Origin of the sequence: Acidovorax sp. 56, from assembly GCF_002749705.1 — a bacterium.
Classification (GTDB): Bacteria; Pseudomonadota; Gammaproteobacteria; order Burkholderiales; family Burkholderiaceae_C; genus Acidovorax.
This window is the reverse complement of the sequence record NZ_PEEV01000001.1, coordinates 4,253,822-4,271,229: the sequence shown is the minus strand read 5'-3', so window position 1 is coordinate 4,271,229 and position 17,408 is coordinate 4,253,822. Positions and strand designations below refer to the sequence as shown.

Sequence of the window (17,408 nt, the reverse complement as noted above, 5' to 3'; positions counted from 1 at the left end):
CGACATGTCAGCCCCCTAAAATGGCCTGCAATACCTGCCCATGAGCTCCCTGATCCTTACCCTGCCCCTGACGCCACCGGGCATCGCCACCAAATACAGCTACACGCTGACGTCGGACGGCCACACCGCCACCGACCATGCGCGTGCGGCTGCTGCCTTGCTGCCCGAGCCCTCACGCCCCGGCGGCGAAGTGGTGGCCATGGTGCCGATCTCGGCTCTGTCATGGCAGCGGGTGCAACTGCCCCCCGGCATTCCGCTGGGGCCCAACCACCAGACGCCGCGCCTGCGCTCCATTCTGGAAGGCCTGCTGGAAGACCGCCTGCTGGACGACCCCGCCCAACTGCACTTTGCGCTGCAGCCCGGCGCCGAGGCTGGCAGCCCCGTGTGGGTTGCGGTGTGCGACCGCAGCTGGCTGCGCGACAACCTGCAGGCGCTGGAAGCCGCAGGCCGTGCTGTATCGCGCGTGGTGCCCGAGTTTGCCCCCGGCCCCACGGCCAGCGGCACCACCGAAATCTGCGCCCTGGGCAGCCCGAGCGAACCGCAAATGATCCTGTGCGGCCAGGGCCCCGACCAGAGCGTGACCATGCTGCCCCTGTCGGCCGCCGTGCTGGCACTGGCAGGGCTCACATCCACCACCGACGACGACGCCCCCGCCCCCGTGGTGCGCGCCGACCCGGCCGTGGCCGAGGTGGCCGAGCGCACCCTGGGCCGCCAGGTCACACTGCACACCGCTACCCAGCGCGCGCTGGATGCCGCCCGGGGCGACTGGGACCTAGCCCAATTTGAACTGGCCAGCACCAGCCGCATCCGCGCCATGCGCAAGGCAGGCACGGCCGCCAGCGCGCTGCTGTATGCCCCCCAGTGGCGCGCCGCACGCTGGGCTGCAGCCTTGCTGGTGGGCGTGCATCTGGTGGGCTTGAACCTGTGGGCCTGGCAAGAAAAGCAGGCACTGGCCGCCAAGCAGGTGGCCGTGCGCAACGCGCTGACCACCACCTTCCCCCAGGTCAAAGTGGTGGTGGATGCGCCCGTGCAGATGGAGCGCGAACTGGGCCTGCTGCGCCAAAAGGCAGGCAGCGTATCGCCGCGTGACCTGGAACCCCTGATGGCGGCCGTGGGCGCCAGCCTGCCGGACGACCGCGTGCCCACCACCCTTGAATTTGCCCCCGGCGAGCTGCGCCTGCGCGGCGTCACCCTGGCCCCCGACGAGGAATCTGTGTTCAACACCCGATTGCAGGCCGCTGGCTACAGCGCGCGCACCGAAGATGGCACCTTGCTGGTGCGTGCCGAGGGGACGCCATGAGCCGCGCCGCCGCTCTGCAAGCGCGCTGGAAGGCCTTGGCCCCGCGCGAACAAAGCCTGGTGCTGGCAGCCACTGGCGTGGTGCTGCTGGCCCTGTTGTGGTGGGTGGCCCTGGCCCCGGCCCTAGGCACCTTGCACCAGGCGCCCGAGCTGCATGGCAAGCTGGACTTGCAACTGCAGCACATGCAGCGCCTGCAGGCCGAAGCCCAGCAACTGCAAGCCCAGCCCCAGACCTCGCCCACCGACGCTGTGGGTGCGCTGCGCGCAGCACTCACCCAGCGCCTGGGCACTGCCGCCCAGATGAATGTGCTGGGCGACCGCGTCACCGTCACCCTCAAAGGCGCACCGGCCGATGCCGTGGCCCAGTGGCTGGCCCTGGCGCGCACCAATGCGCGCGCCGTGCCGGTCGAATCGCGCCTGACCCGCAGCACCGCAGCCACCCCGGCCAATGCCGGCCCTGCCACGCTGGGCAATACCGGCGCCGCGCCGGTGCCCCGCTGGGATGGCACCGTGGTGCTGGCCCTGCCCGCCCGTTGACACCGACTGTGCCCATCAACGCACCACACGCCGTGTCTACCCGAACCCGATCCAGCACCAGTCGCTCCAACAGCGCAGGCCACGCCAGCAACAAGGGCCGCTCACGTTCGCGCAGCGCCTCCAAGCCGCCCCGCGCCCCTTGGGGCTGGGCCATTGCCGGAGCCCTGGCAGGGCTGCTGCCCGCCATCGTGGTCTTTGCCCCCGCACAGTGGCTGACCCAGCGGCTGAGTGCCGCCACCGGGGGCCAAGTGCAATTGACGCAAGCGCGTGGCACTGTGTGGACAGGCTCTGCCCAACTGGTGTTGACCGGTGGCGGCGCCAGCCAAGACCGTGCAGCCCTGCCCGGCCGGCTGGAGTGGCAGCTGCGCCCCTCCTGGAGCGGGCTGCGACTGCAGGTGCATGCCAGCTGCTGCACCCAGCAACCCATTCAGGCCAGCATCCAGCTGCAGCTGGGGCGCGTGCGCCTGGCGCTGCAAGACAACAGCAGCCAATGGCCTGCCGCCGTGCTGGCCGGCCTGGGCACGCCCTGGAACACGCTGCAGCCGCAAGGGCAATTGATGCTGCAAACCCGGGGGTTGGAGGCGGTGTGGTCTGCCGGGCGCATGGTGCTGGCAGGCACGGCGCAACTTGATGCCATGTCCATGTCCTCGCGCCTGTCCACCCTGCGCCCCATGGGCAGCTACCGGTTGAACCTGGCGGGGGGCGAAGTGCCCACCCTCACCCTCAGCACCCTGCAAGGCCACCTGCAACTCAGCGGCAGTGGCCAGTGGGTGGGACAACGCCTGCGCTTTACCGGCGAAGCCACAGCGGCCCCGGACCGCGAAGCGGCACTGGCCAATCTTCTGAATATCATCGGGCGGCGCAGCGGCGCACGCTCCCTCATTACCGTGGGTTGACCCTATGACGACTTCCATCTTTTCGCCACGCCTGCGTTTTGCTATGAATAGCATAGCTTTTAGCGCTTTCTTGGCGTGCCTTAGCGGCCAAATTCATGCACAAACTGCGGTGGACACGGGCACCAGCAGCGTGCGCTCGGGCGAGCCGGTCACCCTCAACTTTGCCAACGCCGAGATAGAAGCCGTGGCCCGCACCATGGCCACCATCACCGGGCGCAACGTGGTGGTGGACCCCCGCGTGAAGGGACAGCTCACCCTGATCACCGAGCGGGCCGTGCCCCCGGCCGCCGCGTTCCAGCAGTTTCTGGCCGCACTGCGCCTGCAGGGCTTCACGGTGGTCGAATCTGCGGGCCTGTACAAGGTGGTGCCCGAGGCGGATGCCAAGCTGCAAAGCGGTGGCGTGAGTGTGTCGCAAGGCGGCAGCTCCAGCGGCCCCAGCGGCGGGCAGATCGTCACGCAGATCTTCAAGCTCAACTTTGAGAACGCGGCCAACCTGGTGCCGGTGCTGCGTCCGCTGATCAGCCCCAACAACACCATCAACGTGAACCCCGGCAACAACTCGCTGGTGATCACCGACTACGCCGACAACCTGCAGCGCCTGGCCCGCATCATCGCGGCCATGGACGTCTCCAACGCCACCGATGTGGAGGTGATCCCGCTGCGCAATGCGGTGGCGGCCGACATGGCTCCGCTGGTGTCACGGCTGATCGACGGCAGCAGCAGCGGCGCGGCCGCCGGTGCAGCGCAGGGCCAGTCCGACAACTCCTTCAAGACCACGCTGCTGGCTGAGCCCCGCAGCAATTCGCTGATTCTGCGTGCCGCCAACCCGGCACGCGTGGCACTGGTGCGCATGCTGGTCGAAAAGCTGGACCAGCCGCCCGTGCCCGGCAGCGCCGCGTCCACCGGCAACATCCACGTGGTGTACCTGAAGAACGCCGACGCCACCAAGCTGGCCACCACCTTGCGTGCGGCCATGGCCAGCGCCAATGGTAATGGCAGCTCCAGTGGCGGCGGCGTGTCTGCCAGCAGCACCAGCACGGGCAGCACCAGCGCATCGTCGCTGGGCAACAGCACGAGCAGCAGCAATGGCGGCGGCCTGGGCTCCAGCGGTGGCCTGGGGGCCAGCACAGGCGGCAGCAGCGGTGGCGCCACCAGCAACCAACCTTCGACCGGCGGACAAATCCAGGCCGACCCGACCACCAACTCGCTCATCATCAGCGCCCCCGAACCCCAGTACCGCCAGCTGCGCGCCGTGATCGACAAGCTCGACGGCCGCCGCGCGCAGGTGCTGGTCGAAAGCCTGATCGTGGAAGTCTCTGCCAGCAAGCTCGCACAGTTCGGCATCCAGTGGCAGGGCACCGTGGGCAGCAGCGGCAGTGGCACCGTGGGGGTGATCGGCACCAACTCCGGCACGGCAGGCACCAACATTCTGAGCGCCACAGCGGCGCTGGCCACGGGCTCCACGTCCAGCATTGCCACCGCCGTCGGCTCACTGGGCGGCGGCTTGAACATGGCACTGGCACCGCGCATCAACGGCCAATACTACCTGGGCGCGTTGGCCAACTTCCTGCAAAACAGCGGCGACGCCAACGTGCTGTCCACGCCCAACCTGATGACGCTGGACAACGAGGAAGCCAAGATCGTCATCGGCAACAACGTGCCGTTTGTGACGGGCTCTTACGCCAACACCACCGGCAGCAGCACCGTGAACCCGTTCAACACGGTAGAGCGCAAGGACGTGGGCCTGATGCTGCGCGTGCGCCCGCAGATCAGCGAAAACGGCACGGTGAAGATGGCGATTTACCAGGAGGTCTCGAAGATCGACGCCTCCACGCTCAAGGACACCAACGGGCCCACCACCAGCAAGCGCTCCATCGAGTCGAACGTGGTGGTGGACGACGGCAACATCATCGTGATTGGTGGCCTGCTGGAAGACAGCTACTCGCAGGCCGAAGACAAGGTGCCAGTGATGGGCGACATCCCCGTGGTGGGCGCCCTGTTCCGCAGCGAAAACCGCTCGCGCAAGAAGACCAACCTGATGGTGTTCCTGCGCCCCGTCGTGGTGCGCGACACCGTCACCAGCGACGCCCTCATGGCCGACCGGTACGAGTCCATCCGCGCGCTGCAGCAAGTGGTGCAGCCCGCCTCCAACCCGGTGATGCGCTCCGTGTCTGGCGCGCCCATCCTACCGCCACTGGAGCCCCGCCCCCGCGCCGAGGCCCCAGCGCCCGCCCCCGCAACCCCCGTGGAGGTGCCCGCACCGCTGATGCCGCAGCAGGTGGTGCCGCCGCCTGTGGTCACGCCCGCTCCTGCCGCAGCCCCTGTGTCAGCAGCACCCATGCCGCAAGCCACGGAGCCCGCAGCCCAGGCCGAGCAGGCACTGCCACCCACGTATTTTGTGAACGTGGGCATTTTTGCCAATGACAAAACCGCCACCGACGCGATGAACAAGCTGCGCAAAGCGGCACTGCCGATGAATGTGCAGACCGTGAACACCAACCGGGGCAACCGCACCCGCGTGCAGGTGGGCCCGTTCAACACGCAGCAGGCGGCAGACAAGGCGGCTGTGTCGGTGCGCGCCTTGGCACTGGAAGCCGACGTGATTCGGCAGTGAGCGGTGCGCTAGCGTGCTGCGCCCTGGACGCAAGAGGGCCCCGCCCGGCAGCGCAAGCGCCACGGCGGGGTCGGTGTTTGGCAGGCAGCATCTTTGCCTGCACACACCGCATGCACTACGCCTGAATTTCTGAGCAGCCCCTGGCCTTCTCGCCTCCGTGAGCCACCCTCCGCCCCCTAAGCCCCCAAGCCCCGTTACCCACCGAACCGCCATGCGCCACCCCCTGCCCTACGCCTTTGCCCGCTCATCGCAGCTGCTGCTCGAGGACGATGGCCAGCAGCTCGTGCTGTGGCACGGCCCTGCGCCCGACGTCACGGCGCTGTCCGAAGTGCTGCGCAAGCACAAGGTGCGGCACCTGCTGTCGCTGGATGCGCCCAGCCTGGCCCAGCGCATCAGCGCGGCCTATGCCCAAGGCGAATCCAGCGCGGCCACGGTGGTGAGCGAGGTCGAGTCCGATGCCGACCTCTCGCGCATGATGCAGGAGCTTCCCGCCGTGGAAGACTTGCTGGAAACCGCAGACGACGCCCCCATCATCCGCATGCTCAACGCCCTGCTCACGCAGGCCGCACGCGACGGGGCCAGTGACATCCACATCGAGCCGTACGAGCGCCACTCCAGCGTGCGCTTTCGGGTGGACGGCACGCTGCGCGAGGTGGTGCAGCCCAACCGCGCGCTGCACGCCGCACTGATCTCGCGCCTGAAGATCATGGCCGACCTGGACATTTCGGAAAAGCGCTTGCCGCAGGACGGGCGCATCAGCCTGCGCCTGGGCACCCGCGCCATTGACGTGCGCGTGTCTACCCTGCCCAGCGCCCATGGCGAGCGCGCCGTGCTGCGCCTGTTGGACAAGAGCGAGAACAAGATCAGCCTGGAAGCCGTGGGCATGCAGGGCGAGACCCTGCGCCGCTTTGAGGGGCTGATCAGCCAGCCGCACGGCATCATCCTGGTGACCGGGCCCACGGGCTCGGGCAAAACCACCACGCTGTACGCAGGCCTGGGCCGCCTGGACGCCACGCGCAACAACATCATGACGGTGGAAGACCCGATTGAGTACGAGTTGCCCGGCGTGGGCCAGACGCAGGTGAACAGCAAGATCGACCTGACGTTTGCCAAGGCCCTGCGCGCCATCCTGCGCCAGGACCCGGACATCATCATGATCGGTGAAATCCGCGACTTCGAAACCGCACAGATCGCCATCCAGGCCTCGCTGACCGGTCACTTGGTGCTGGCCACGCTGCACACCAACGATGCGGCCAGCGCCGTGACGCGGTTGATCGACATGGGGGTGGAGCCCTTCCTGCTGTCTTCCTCGCTGCTGGGCGTGCTGGCCCAGCGGCTGGTGCGCAAATACTGCGGCACCTGCCATGGCAAGGGCTGTGAGGCCTGCGGGCACACGGGCTATGCCGGGCGCACCGGGGTGTTCGAGCTGCTGGTGACGGACGACGCCATCCGCGCACAAATCCACGCCCAGGCCTCAGAAGCCGAGATCCGCACGGCCGCCCTGGCTGCAGGCATGACGCTGATGCGTGAAGACGGCGAGCGACTGATTGCGGCAGGAGTGACCAGCCGCGAAGAAGTGCTGCGGGTGACGCGCGACTGAGCGAGTGCCAATCACCCGGCATTGAGAGGCGGGCTACAGTCCTCAGCGCCTTGTTAAGGCACTGACTGCCCGTACACCAGCGACCACAGCCGCCCCCCGCGAAACTGCAGCCTGGCCGGCAGGTAGCCCACACCCCGGTCGTAAATCCACTCATCCACGGGCTGACAGGGGGCCAGCCAACGGCCATAGGGTGCGTTGTGCGGGCGGTCTATCCATTGGATTTCTACGGGTACGCAATAGGCCCCCGTGGCCGTGGGCTGGCCACACCGCAGGGCCACGGTGGCCATGGTGTCGCCCACCCCCACGCTGCCCGACTGGCATTGCAAAGACTCGGCCTGCGCAGCCCACGGCACGCTACCAGCCAAGCTGATCCACAGGGCCCACGGGGCCCAGACTCTCCGGCGGGGTGCAAGGTGTTTCATGGGGCAAAGGTATCGTCTATGCACCATTTTGGCCCAACGGGGATGGTCACCGTCAACCAGCCAACGGGCAAACCGTAACCAAGGCCCGGAGCTGATCCGCCCCCGCACCAGTCGGTCAAGCCAACTGGGGCACCACCGAATGCCCAGGCAGGGCATTGCCCCCATAGCCCATCGCAGCCCCGACAACGGAGGCCGAACGCATGCCCCCTGCGGGCAATTTGAACTGGGCCACGGCCCGGGTCAGTTGCACCGCCTGTTCGCGCAACGATTCGGACGCGGCCGTGGACTCCTCGACCAGCGCCGCATTCTGCTGGGTCATGTTGTCGAGTTGGCTCACCGACTGGCTGATCTGGGCCACGTTGTCGCTCTGCTCGGAAGACGATGCCGTGATCTCTCCAATGATGCTGGACACGCGGTGCACGCTGCCCACGATCTCGGTCATGGTCTGTCCGGCCTGGGTCACCAGACGCGAACCGTCTTCGACCCGCTCCACCGACGAACCGATCAGGCCCTTGATCTCCTTAGCGGCCTCGGCGCTGCGTTGGGCCAGGCTGCGCACCTCGCTGGCCACCACCGCAAAGCCCCGGCCCTGCTCGCCTGCGCGGGCGGCTTCCACCGCAGCATTCAGCGCCAGGATGTTGGTCTGGAAGGCAATGGAGTCGATCACGCCGGTGATATCGGCGATCTTGCGCGAACTGGTGGTGATCTGGTCCATGGTGGTCACCACTTGCGACACCACAGCCCCCCCTCGGGCGGCGACCTCGGCCGCCGAAGCCGCAAAGTCACTGGCCTGGCGCGAGGACTGGGCACTTTGCTGGATGGTGCCGGTGAGCAGTTCCATCGAGGAAGCCGCTTCTTCCAGATTGGCCGCTGTCTGTTCCGTGCGGTGGCTCAGGTCATGGTTGCCCGTGGCGATTTCAGAGCTGGCGGTCGAGATATTACCCGCGGCCTCTTGCACCTGGTGCACCAGGCCACGCAACGCGTCCTGCATGCGCGCCATCGCGCCCACCAGTTGCCCCACTTCGTCGGTGGAGGTGACTTGCACATCCCGCGACAAATCGCCCCCCGCAATGCGCTCGGCCAACTCGCTGGCCTGCGAGATGGACTGCGTAATGGAGCGAACACTGAAGAACGTGAGCGGAATCAACACCGCCAGGGCCAGCAGCAAGGCCCCACCAATCAGGCCCGACATGGTGGAGGTCAGAGAGTCCACGCCTTGGCGGGCCTCGTCCATCTGCTTGCGCGCATCCATGGCCAAGTCCAACAACAGCTTGTCGCTGGCCTCCATGTGCTTTTTGTACTTGTCGGCGTAGGCGCCGCCCACCGCACCGTCAATCTGCGCCCGCTCAATCTGCTCGAACACGGGGGAAATACCGGTTTCGTATTCCTTGACCTCTGCCAACGCCTTGTCGATGGACGCCGCAAAGTTGGCATCGGAGGTCTGCACCTTGCGCACATCGCTCAGCCCCTTGTTGAGCGACTGCAGTGACTTCTTCCACAGGTCGCGCTGGGTGGACACCTCAATCGTGTTGTTGAAGTTGATGATGATGTCCTTCTCCGCACGCCGCAAATCCCCCAGCGTGGTGCGCAGCTCGCTCATGTCGGTCAGGGTCTGCACCCGCTGGGTGAACAGCACCTCCAGCGTTGCGCGCGTGCGCTCCAGCGCCAAGTACCCCATGGCCCCAATCACTACCAGCAAGACCAAGGAAAACACCGTGCCAAAGTACAGGCGGGTGCGAATAGACAGTCGATTCAGGGCGTTCACGGCGCTTCCTTACATTTTTTAACAACCTGCCCAAAGAATAGCAACTTTGATGCCATTGCGCTGTGATGTGCACCAAAGAAGACACCCACTCTGGGGCAGGCAAATACTGGGCGCGACTGTATGCGCCCACACACCTGCCCCTTTACAGGGTATGCACCCGGTTCCCCGCCATGAACAGGGAAACGCAGGGGCCATTAGGGCGGCTTATTCAGCCTTCAATGGCACGTACAACTGCCCGCCATTGCGCTGGAACTCCACCGCCTTCACCTGCATGCCCTGGACCAGTGCGTTTTGCTCGTCCACGCCCTTCTGCGCGGCAAAGTCGCGCACCTCCTGCGTGATCTTCATGGAGCAGAACTTGGGCCCGCACATCGAGCAGAAATGCGCCACCTTGGCCGAGTCCTTGGGCAGGGTTTCGTCGTGGTATTCCTTGGCCGTTTCGGGGTCCAGGCCCAGGTTGAACTGGTCCTGCCAGCGGAAGTCGAAGCGCGCCTGGCTGAGCGCATCGTCGCGCGAGCGAGCGCCGGGGTGGCCCTTGGCCACATCGGCAGCGTGGGCAGCGATCTTGTACGCAATGATCCCCTGCTTCACGTCGTCGCGGTCGGGCAGTCCCAGGTGCTCCTTGGGCGTCACGTAGCACAGCATGGCCGTCCCCATCCAGCCGATCATGGCCGCGCCGATGGCCGAAGCAATGTGGTCGTAGCCGGGGGCGATGTCGATGGTCAGCGGGCCCAGGGTGTAGAACGGCGCTTCGTGGCAGGTCTTGAGTTGCTCGGTCATGTTGGCCTGGATCATGTGCATGGGCACATGGCCAGGGCCTTCGATCATGGTCTGCACATCGTGCTTCCAGGCCACCTGGGTCAGCTCGCCCAGCGTGTGCAGCTCGGCAAACTGGGCTTCATCGTTGGCATCGGACGCGCAGCCAGGCCGCAGGCCGTCACCCAGGCTGAACGACACGTCGTACGCCTTCATGATGTCGCAGATGTCTTCGAAGTGCTCGTACAGGAAGCTCTCGCGGTGGTGCGCCATGCACCACTTGGCCATGATGGAGCCGCCGCGCGAGACGATGCCCGTGCGCCGCTGCGCCGTGAGGTGGATGTAGGCCAGGCGCACACCGGCATGGATGGTGAAGTAGTCCACGCCCTGCTCGGCCTGCTCGATCAGCGTGTCGCGGAAGATTTCCCAGGTCAGGTCTTCGGCCACGCCGCCCACCTTCTCCAGCGCCTGGTAGATCGGCACCGTGCCAATCGGCACGGGCGAGTTGCGCACGATCCAATCGCGGGTGGTGTGGATGTTCTTGCCCGTGGACAGGTCCATCACGTTGTCGGCGCCCCAGCGGATCGCCCAGACGAGCTTTTCCACTTCTTCTTCAATGCTCGACGTGACGGCCGAGTTGCCGATGTTGGCGTTGATCTTGACCAGGAAGTTGCGGCCAATCGCCATCGGCTCCACCTCGGGGTGGTTGATGTTGGCGGGGATGATGGCGCGGCCCCGGGCCACTTCGTCGCGCACGAACTCGGGCGTGATGATGCGCGGGATGCTGGCGCCCATGGGGTTGCCCATCAGGCGCTGCTCGCGGCCTGCGTCCTGCATGTACTGCTCCATCCACTCGCGCTTGCCGTTTTCGCGGATGGCCACGTATTCCATCTCGGGCGTGATGATGCCCTTCTTGGCGTAGTGCATCTGCGTAACGTTGGCACCGGCCTTGGCACGCAGCGGCTTGCGCTGCAGCGCGGCGGCTTCGGCGCGCAGCTGGGCGAGGCGCGTGGCGTCTTCGCTCTTTTGGCCATCGTCCAGCGCCACGGGGGCACGGCCTTCGTAGTGCTCCACATCGCCACGGCCGGTGATCCAGCCGCCGCGCACGCTGGCCAGGCCTTGGCGCACATCGATCACAGCGGTCGGGTCGGTGTAGGGGCCCGAGGTGTCGTACACGCTGACCTGCTCACCGTTGGTCAGCGCAATGTCGCGCACAGGCACGCGCAGGTCGGTGTGCAGATGGCCGGGGATATAGGCCTTGCGCGATGCAGGAAAGGGTTCGCGGGTGCGGGCGAGCAGCTCGGCGAACTTCTCGGGGGTGGCCAGCTTGGCGAGGGGGTCGGGGGCGTTCATGGGGCAGGTCTCCTGGTTCCGGTGGCGGTGGGTCTGCTCCGGAATGGACCTGTGCACCCCTCGGGTGGCTGCGCATGGCAGCCCCTGAGGCAAGGCGTGCCCACAGGGAGTGCGGGCACGGGACAAGGAGGTCGGCTCTTCTTCCGCCGGTATGAACCGGATCAAGTTCGTCGGGTTCGCAAGCTGGCCTGAATTTCTTCAGGCCTCTCGCATCTCAGCGCATCAGCACACCCCGGAGCAGGCGCGAGTATAGGCCACAGAGGCAAAAGGAAGGCGCCCAGCCGAGATTGCGCAGCGCAGGCTCACCAAGCCCGTGCAGGCTGAGCGAAGCCGGCTGGGGCTGCGCGCTCGTCGTCAAAAGTGACAACATCCCAGGCATCGCGCTGGGCCAGCAGCTCACGCAGCAACTGGTTGTTCATGGCGTGGCCTGAGCGGAAGGCGCTGTAGGCGGCCAGCAAGGGCTTTCCAATCAGGTACAGATCGCCCATGGCGTCCAGGATCTTGTGCTTCACGAACTCGTCGTCGTAACGCAGGCCGTCGCTGTTGAGCACCTTGTAGTCGTCCATGACGATGGCGTTGTCCAGACCACCGCCCAGCGCCAGGCCGTTGGATCGCATCATCTCCACATCGCGGGTGAAGCCGAAGGTGCGTGCGCGGGCGATGTCGCGGCTGTAGTTGCCTTGCCCCAGGTCAAACTCCACGCGCTGGCCGGTGGAGTCCACCGCAGGGTGGTCAAAGTCAATTTCAAAGCTCAGCTTGTAGCCATGGTAGGGCGTGAGCTTCGCCCACTTGGCGCTGGGGCCGGTGCCTTCGCGCACTTCGATCGGGCGGTTCACGCGGATGAAGCGCTTGGGCGCACGCTGCAGCTCCACCCCCGCGCTTTGCAGCAAGAACACGAACGAGGCGGAAGACCCGTCCAAGATCGGCACCTCTTCGGCCGTGATGTCCACATACAGGTTGTCGATGCCCAGGCCCGCACAGGCCGACATCAAGTGCTCCACGGTGTGCACCTTGGCCCCACCGGCAGAGATGGTGGAGGCCAGGCGCGTGTCGGTCACCGACTCCGCATGGATGGGAATGTCCACCGGCTGGGGCAGGTCCACGCGACGAAAAACGATGCCCGTGTCGGGCTGCGCCGGGCGCAAGGTCAACTCCACGCGCTGGCCACTGTGCAATCCCACGCCAACGGCGCGGGTCAAGGTCTTGAGGGTGCGTTGCTGGAGCATCCGCACATTTTAGTTGCGCGCCCCGCAACATGCTGGCATGCGCCAACGCAGACTCGTTTTCCCTGACAAAGGGCGCCCCATGCCAGCCCCACAATCCATGAGGTTACTTGTTGTTGCAAGTCAAGGCAGACGCAGATAGGCGTGCACGCACTCACTGCGCGAGTCCTGGCATTGCTAGAGTTTGAGAGAAAACTGGAGACACACGATGAACAAGCTTGGATTCAAAATGAAGGTGCTGCTGATGCTGGGCACGGCGTTGGCAGCGTTGTTGTTCATGGCCGTCACAGCGCTGCTGCAAGAGCGCTCGCTGATCATCGAATCGCGGCGCGAACAATTGGCCACGGCCGTGCAGTCAGCGCACAGCATCGTGGCCGCCTACCAGGCCAAGGCTGCCAGCGGCGCCATGGGCCAGGAAGAAGCCCAAAAAGCCGCCAAAGAGGCCTTGCGGGTGTCCCGCTACGGCGGCCCCGAAGGGAAGACCGAATACTTCTACATCTGGTCGCTCGACTCCAAAGGCGTGATGCACCCCATCAAGCCCGAGTGGGAAGGCCAGGACATGGCGGGCAAGGTCAAGGACGGTGCGGGCACCGACATCCTCAAGACCATCTCGGACGCCCTGCGTGCCAGCAAGGACGGCAGGGTGTTTGTGCCGACCATGTTTGCGCGGCCCGGCCAGCAAGTGCTGGTGCCCAAGCTGCAGTATGTGATCCGTGTCGATGGCTGGAACTGGATGGTGGGCTCGGGCCTGTACACCGACGACATCGACCAGCAGGTGCGCAAAACGCTGCTGTCTGAACTGGCCGTCGTGCTGCTGGTGATGGCCCTGGTGGGCGGTGTGGGCTTCACGGTGGCGCGCTCCGTGCTGCGGCAAATTGGGGGTGAGCCCAGCGAAGCCATCGGCATCATGTCGCAAGTGGCGCAAGGCAACCTGGACACTGAAATCCCCAGAGCCCATCCAGGCTCCATCCTCGACGAGCTGGCACACATGGTGAATGCGCTGCGCCGCCTGGTGACCGAGGTGCGCTCGGCCACCGACAGCATCGCGACGGCGTCCACCGAAATCGCCCAGGGCAACAACGACCTGGCCCGGCGCACCGAAGACACCGCCAGCAACCTGCAGACCACGGCCAGCAGCATGGAAGAGCTGACCAGCACCGTGAAGCAGACCTCGGACTCAGCCCAGACCGCCAACCAGATGGCCACATCGGCCGCCGAAGTGGCCGCACGGGGCGGTCAGGTGGTGGCGCAGGTCGTGGCCACCATGCAAGACATCAATGCCAGCAGCAGCAAGATTGCCGACATCATTGGCGTGATCGACGGCATTGCCTTCCAGACCAACATCCTGGCACTGAACGCCGCCGTGGAAGCCGCCCGCGCCGGTGAGCAAGGCCGGGGCTTTGCCGTGGTGGCGGGCGAGGTGCGCAGCTTGGCCCAGCGCAGCGCCGAGGCCGCCAAAGAGATCAAATCACTGATCAGCGCGTCGGTTGAGAAGGTCGAATCGGGCACCAGCCTGGTGGGCAACGCCGGGGCGACCATGACCGAAATTGTGGCCAGCGTGCAGCGCGTGACCGACATCATTGGCGAGATCCGCGCGGCCACCTCGGAGCAAAGCCAGGGCATTGAACAGGTGAACACGGCCGTGAACCAGCTCGACCAGATGACGCAGCAAAACTCTGCCCTGGTGGAGGAATCGTCTGCCGCCGCCGACAGCCTGCGCGAACAGGCTGTGAAGCTCACCGAGGTGGTGGCCCTCTTCCGCGTGAACGGCAGCACGGCCAGCACGCCGCACGCACCCGTACCTGCTCCGGCCAGGGCCCCTGCACCACGCCCGACACCACGCCCCGCTACGGCCTTGCCCAAGGCCAAAGCCCCTGCCGCCAGCCCACGGGCACCGGCCCCCAAGCCCGCAGCCGCCCTGCCCGCCAAGTCCAGCCTCAAGCCGCCCGCAGGCGACTCGGGCGATTGGGAGAGCTTCTGACGCACCACGCGCTTTGCTCAGCCTGGGCACCCGCTGCTTCCAGCGGCGGGTGCCCAGGCCCCAACAAAAAAGCCCCGGTCTTGCGAACGGGGCTTTTTTGTTGCGGGCCTGAAGCCCTTGGGGCGCTATGTTTTTAATAGCTGCCAGCGCTTATTCAATGGCAGGCTTCAATACAAACACCTTGAAAGTCCTTTCAAAATAAGCGCTAGCAGCTCATATTTTCATAGCACCTGCATCTTACCAAGGAGCCCGAGCGTGCGTAACCGCGCGCTCGGGCTACCCATCAGTCAGCCTGCTTGCGCAGGAAGGCTGGGATTTCCAGATCGTCCATGCCGCCGGACGACAGCGCATCCACGCGGGCAGCGGCTTGCGTGCGGTTGGTGCGCCACACGCTGGGCACCGACATGCTGCCGTAGTCGGCTTGCGAGCCTCCAGCGTGGCCACCCGCCAGGCCCACGGCGCTGCCCATGCCTCCGGCCACACCGGCCACCGGCATTTGGTAGGCGATGTTGTCGGTGCCCGTGCGCAGGCCACCTTGCACCACCGAGATGGGCTGGCGGCGAGCGTTGGGGCGCGACAGACCGGTGGCCACCACCGTGACGCGGATCTCATCGCCCAGGCTGTCGTCGTAGGCGGCGCCGTAGATGACATGCGCGTCGGGCGAAGCGTAGGCGTTGATGGTGCTCATCGCCAGGCGGGACTCGGACAGCTTGAGGCTGCCCTTGGCGGCCGTGACCAGCACCAGCACGCCCTTGGCGCCCGACAGGTCGATGCCTTCGAGCAGTGGGCAGGCCACCGCTTGTTCGGCAGCGATGCGGGCGCGGTCTGGGCCGCTGGCCGTGGCCGTGCCCATCATGGCCTTGCCAGGCTCACCCATCACGGTGCGCACGTCTTCAAAGTCGACGTTCACATGACCGTATTCGTTGATGATTTCGGCAATACCGCCCACGGCGTTCTTGAGCACGTCGTTGGCATGGGCAAAGGCCTCGTCCTGGGTGATGTCATCGCCCAGCACTTCCAGCAGCTTTTCGTTGAGCACCACGATCAACGAGTCGACGTTGGCTTCCAGCTCGGCCAGGCCGTTGTCGGCGTTTTGCATGCGACGGCCACCTTCCCAGTCGAAAGGCTTGGTCACCACGCCCACAGTCAGGATGCCCATTTCCTTGGCCACACGGGCAATCACAGGCGCAGCGCCCGTGCCCGTGCCGCCACCCATGCCGGCGGTGATGAAGAGCATGTGCGCGCCATCAATGGCCGAGCGGATGTCTTCCACTGCGGCTTCAGCGGCATCACGGCCCTTGTCGGGCTTGCTGCCTGCACCCAGGCCGCTGCCACCGAGCTGGATCACGCGGTGGGCCGAGCTGCGCGTCAAGGCCTGCGCATCGGTGTTGGCGCAAACAAACTCCACGCCCTGCACGCTGCGGGCAATCATGTGCTCAACGGCATTGCTGCCGCCACCACCCACGCCGATCACCTTGATCTGGGTGCCCTGGTTGAATTCTTCGGCTTCGATCATTTCGATGGTCATCTGGGAGCTCCTGTTTCTTTACGGGTATTGGTTTGCCAATGGATGAATACGGTGGGGTCAAGGTCGTCGTGCAAGCGCGGCGGGCCAGTGCTTCGCCATCGCTCGCGATCGCGCAGGTGGGGGCTTTCCCGGGCTTGGCAGGTGGGGTGGTGCATCATCAGAAGTTCCCCACAATGAAGTCCTTGAAGCGGCCAAACGCGGTCTTCACAGAACCGCTCTTTTGCGCCACCTTGAAGCCGCGCAGCCGGGCCAGTCGGGCCTCTTCCAGCAAACCCATCACGGTGGCGGCACGGGGCTGGGCCACCATGTCGGCCAGCGCACTCGAATACTTGGGCACGCCACGGCGCACGGGCTTGAGGAAGATATCTTCGCCCAGCTCGATCATGCCGGGCATCACAGAACTGCCGCCGGTGAGAACAATGCCCGAAGAAAGCACTTCTTCGTAGCCCGACTCGCGCACCACTTGCTGCACCAGCGAAAAGATCTCTTCCACCCGCGGCTCGATCACGCCCGCCAGCGCCTGCTTGCTCAGCATGCGCGGGCTGCGGTCGCCCAGGCCCGGCACTTCCACCTGGGCCTCGGGGTCGGCCAGCAGTTGCTTGGCGTAGCCGCTTTCGACCTTGATGTCTTCAGCGTCCTTGGTGGGCGTGCGCAGCGCCATAGCGATGTCGCTGGTAATCAGGTCGCCCGCGATCGGGATCACCGCCGTGTGGCGGATCGCGCCGCCGGTGAAGATCGCCACGTCGGTCGTGCCCGCACCGATGTCGACCACCACCACGCCCAGCTCGCGCTCGTCGTCGGTCAGCACCGCCTGGCTGCTGGCCAGCGGGTTGAGCATGAGCTGCTCGACTTCCAGGCCGCAGCGGCGCACGCACTTGATGATGTTCTCGGCCGCGCTCTGGGCGCCGGTCACGATGTGGATCTTGGCTTCCAGGCGGATGCCGCTCATGCCGATGGGCTCCTTCACATCCTGCCCGTCGATCACGAACTCCTGCGGCTCCACCAGCAGCAGGCGCTGGTCGCTGCTGATGTTGATGGCCTTGGCCGTCTCGACCACGCGCGCCACATCGGCCGAGGTGACTTCCTTGTCCTTGACGGCCACCATGCCGCTCGAATTGAGGCCGCGAATGTGGCTGCCGGTGATGCCTGTGTACACGCGCTGGATCTTGCAGTCGGCCATCAGCTCGGCCTCTTTCAGCGCCTGCTGGATGCTTTGCACCGTGGCGTCGATGTTGACCACCACGCCACGTTTGAGCCCATTGCTGGGCGCCACGCCCAGGCCGGCCAACTTGAGCTCTCCGTTGGGCAGAACTTCGGCGACCACGGCCATGACCTTGGCTGTGCCAATGTCGAGGCCCACCACCACATCTTTGTATTCTCTTGCCATATCAGTTTCTGCCCTTCATGGTTCTTATGTGCTGCGCATACCCCACG

Annotated in this window: 12 protein-coding genes and 1 riboswitch; of the genes, 6 read left to right on the top strand and 6 right to left on the bottom strand. The window is 65.8% G+C overall.

Annotated elements, in window-relative coordinates:
* The first annotated feature begins 40 nt into the window (after nucleotides 1–40).
* The 5 genes from gspL (at nucleotide 41) to CLU88_RS18955 (ending at nucleotide 6,946) form a co-directional block, all read left to right on the top strand.
* Entirely contained in the window at nucleotides 41–1,300 is a 1,260-nt protein-coding gene (gspL, locus tag CLU88_RS18975) for a type II secretion system protein GspL (protein ID WP_099657931.1), read from the top strand.
* Nucleotides 1,297–1,836, top strand: a complete 540-nt coding sequence (gspM, locus tag CLU88_RS18970) for a type II secretion system protein GspM (protein WP_099657930.1) — start codon at nucleotides 1,297–1,299, stop codon at nucleotides 1,834–1,836. Before gspL ends, gspM begins: the two co-directional genes overlap by 4 nt.
* Nucleotides 1,837–1,988: 152 nt before the next feature.
* Complete coding sequence (gene gspN, locus CLU88_RS18965; protein WP_158235632.1) at nucleotides 1,989–2,732, top strand: type II secretion system protein N; 744 nt, start codon at nucleotides 1,989–1,991, stop codon at nucleotides 2,730–2,732.
* A 4-nt stretch (nucleotides 2,733–2,736) separates the two neighbouring features.
* Nucleotides 2,737–5,346 (top strand): type II secretion system secretin GspD, encoded by a 2,610-nt coding sequence (gene gspD / locus CLU88_RS18960; protein ID WP_158235620.1) that lies wholly within the window; start codon nucleotides 2,737–2,739, stop codon nucleotides 5,344–5,346.
* A gap of 211 nt (nucleotides 5,347–5,557) precedes the next feature.
* On the top strand, nucleotides 5,558–6,946 hold the full coding sequence (locus CLU88_RS18955; protein ID WP_099657929.1) for a GspE/PulE family protein: 1,389 nt from the start codon (nucleotides 5,558–5,560) through the stop codon (nucleotides 6,944–6,946).
* Between the two features lie 53 nt (nucleotides 6,947–6,999).
* Here CLU88_RS18955 and CLU88_RS18950 read toward each other — a convergent pair whose 3' ends face one another.
* The 4 genes from CLU88_RS18950 to lpxC form a co-directional block, all read right to left on the bottom strand.
* Nucleotides 7,000–7,368 (bottom strand): DUF2845 domain-containing protein, encoded by a 369-nt coding sequence (locus tag CLU88_RS18950; RefSeq protein ID WP_158235619.1) that lies wholly within the window; start codon nucleotides 7,366–7,368, stop codon nucleotides 7,000–7,002.
* Between the two features lie 115 nt (nucleotides 7,369–7,483).
* Complete coding sequence (locus CLU88_RS18945; protein ID WP_099657927.1) at nucleotides 7,484–9,133, bottom strand: methyl-accepting chemotaxis protein; 1,650 nt, start codon at nucleotides 9,131–9,133, stop codon at nucleotides 7,484–7,486.
* Between the two features lie 204 nt (nucleotides 9,134–9,337).
* Nucleotides 9,338–11,242, bottom strand: a complete 1,905-nt coding sequence (thiC, locus tag CLU88_RS18940; RefSeq protein WP_369827670.1) for a phosphomethylpyrimidine synthase ThiC — start codon at nucleotides 11,240–11,242, stop codon at nucleotides 9,338–9,340.
* 121 nt (nucleotides 11,243–11,363) lie between these two features.
* A riboswitch (TPP riboswitch) is annotated at nucleotides 11,364–11,487 on the bottom strand.
* A 57-nt stretch (nucleotides 11,488–11,544) separates the two neighbouring features.
* Nucleotides 11,545–12,468, bottom strand: coding sequence for a UDP-3-O-acyl-N-acetylglucosamine deacetylase (lpxC, locus tag CLU88_RS18935; protein WP_099657926.1), 924 nt, complete (start codon nucleotides 12,466–12,468; stop codon nucleotides 11,545–11,547).
* A 205-nt stretch (nucleotides 12,469–12,673) separates the two neighbouring features.
* Here lpxC and CLU88_RS18930 point away from each other — a divergent pair, with 205 nt between their 5' ends.
* Entirely contained in the window at nucleotides 12,674–14,446 is a 1,773-nt protein-coding gene (locus CLU88_RS18930; protein WP_099657925.1) for a methyl-accepting chemotaxis protein, read from the top strand.
* Between the two features lie 283 nt (nucleotides 14,447–14,729).
* Here CLU88_RS18930 and ftsZ read toward each other — a convergent pair whose 3' ends face one another.
* Together ftsZ and ftsA are read right to left on the bottom strand one after the other, a co-directional pair.
* Nucleotides 14,730–15,974 carry a cell division protein FtsZ gene (gene ftsZ / locus CLU88_RS18925; protein WP_099657924.1) on the bottom strand — a complete coding sequence of 415 codons (1,245 nt, stop codon included), beginning with the start codon at nucleotides 15,972–15,974 and terminating at the stop codon, nucleotides 14,730–14,732.
* A gap of 157 nt (nucleotides 15,975–16,131) precedes the next feature.
* On the bottom strand, nucleotides 16,132–17,361 hold the full coding sequence (gene ftsA, locus CLU88_RS18920) for a cell division protein FtsA (protein ID WP_099657923.1): 1,230 nt from the start codon (nucleotides 17,359–17,361) through the stop codon (nucleotides 16,132–16,134).
* Between the last annotated feature and the right edge of the window lie 47 nt (nucleotides 17,362–17,408).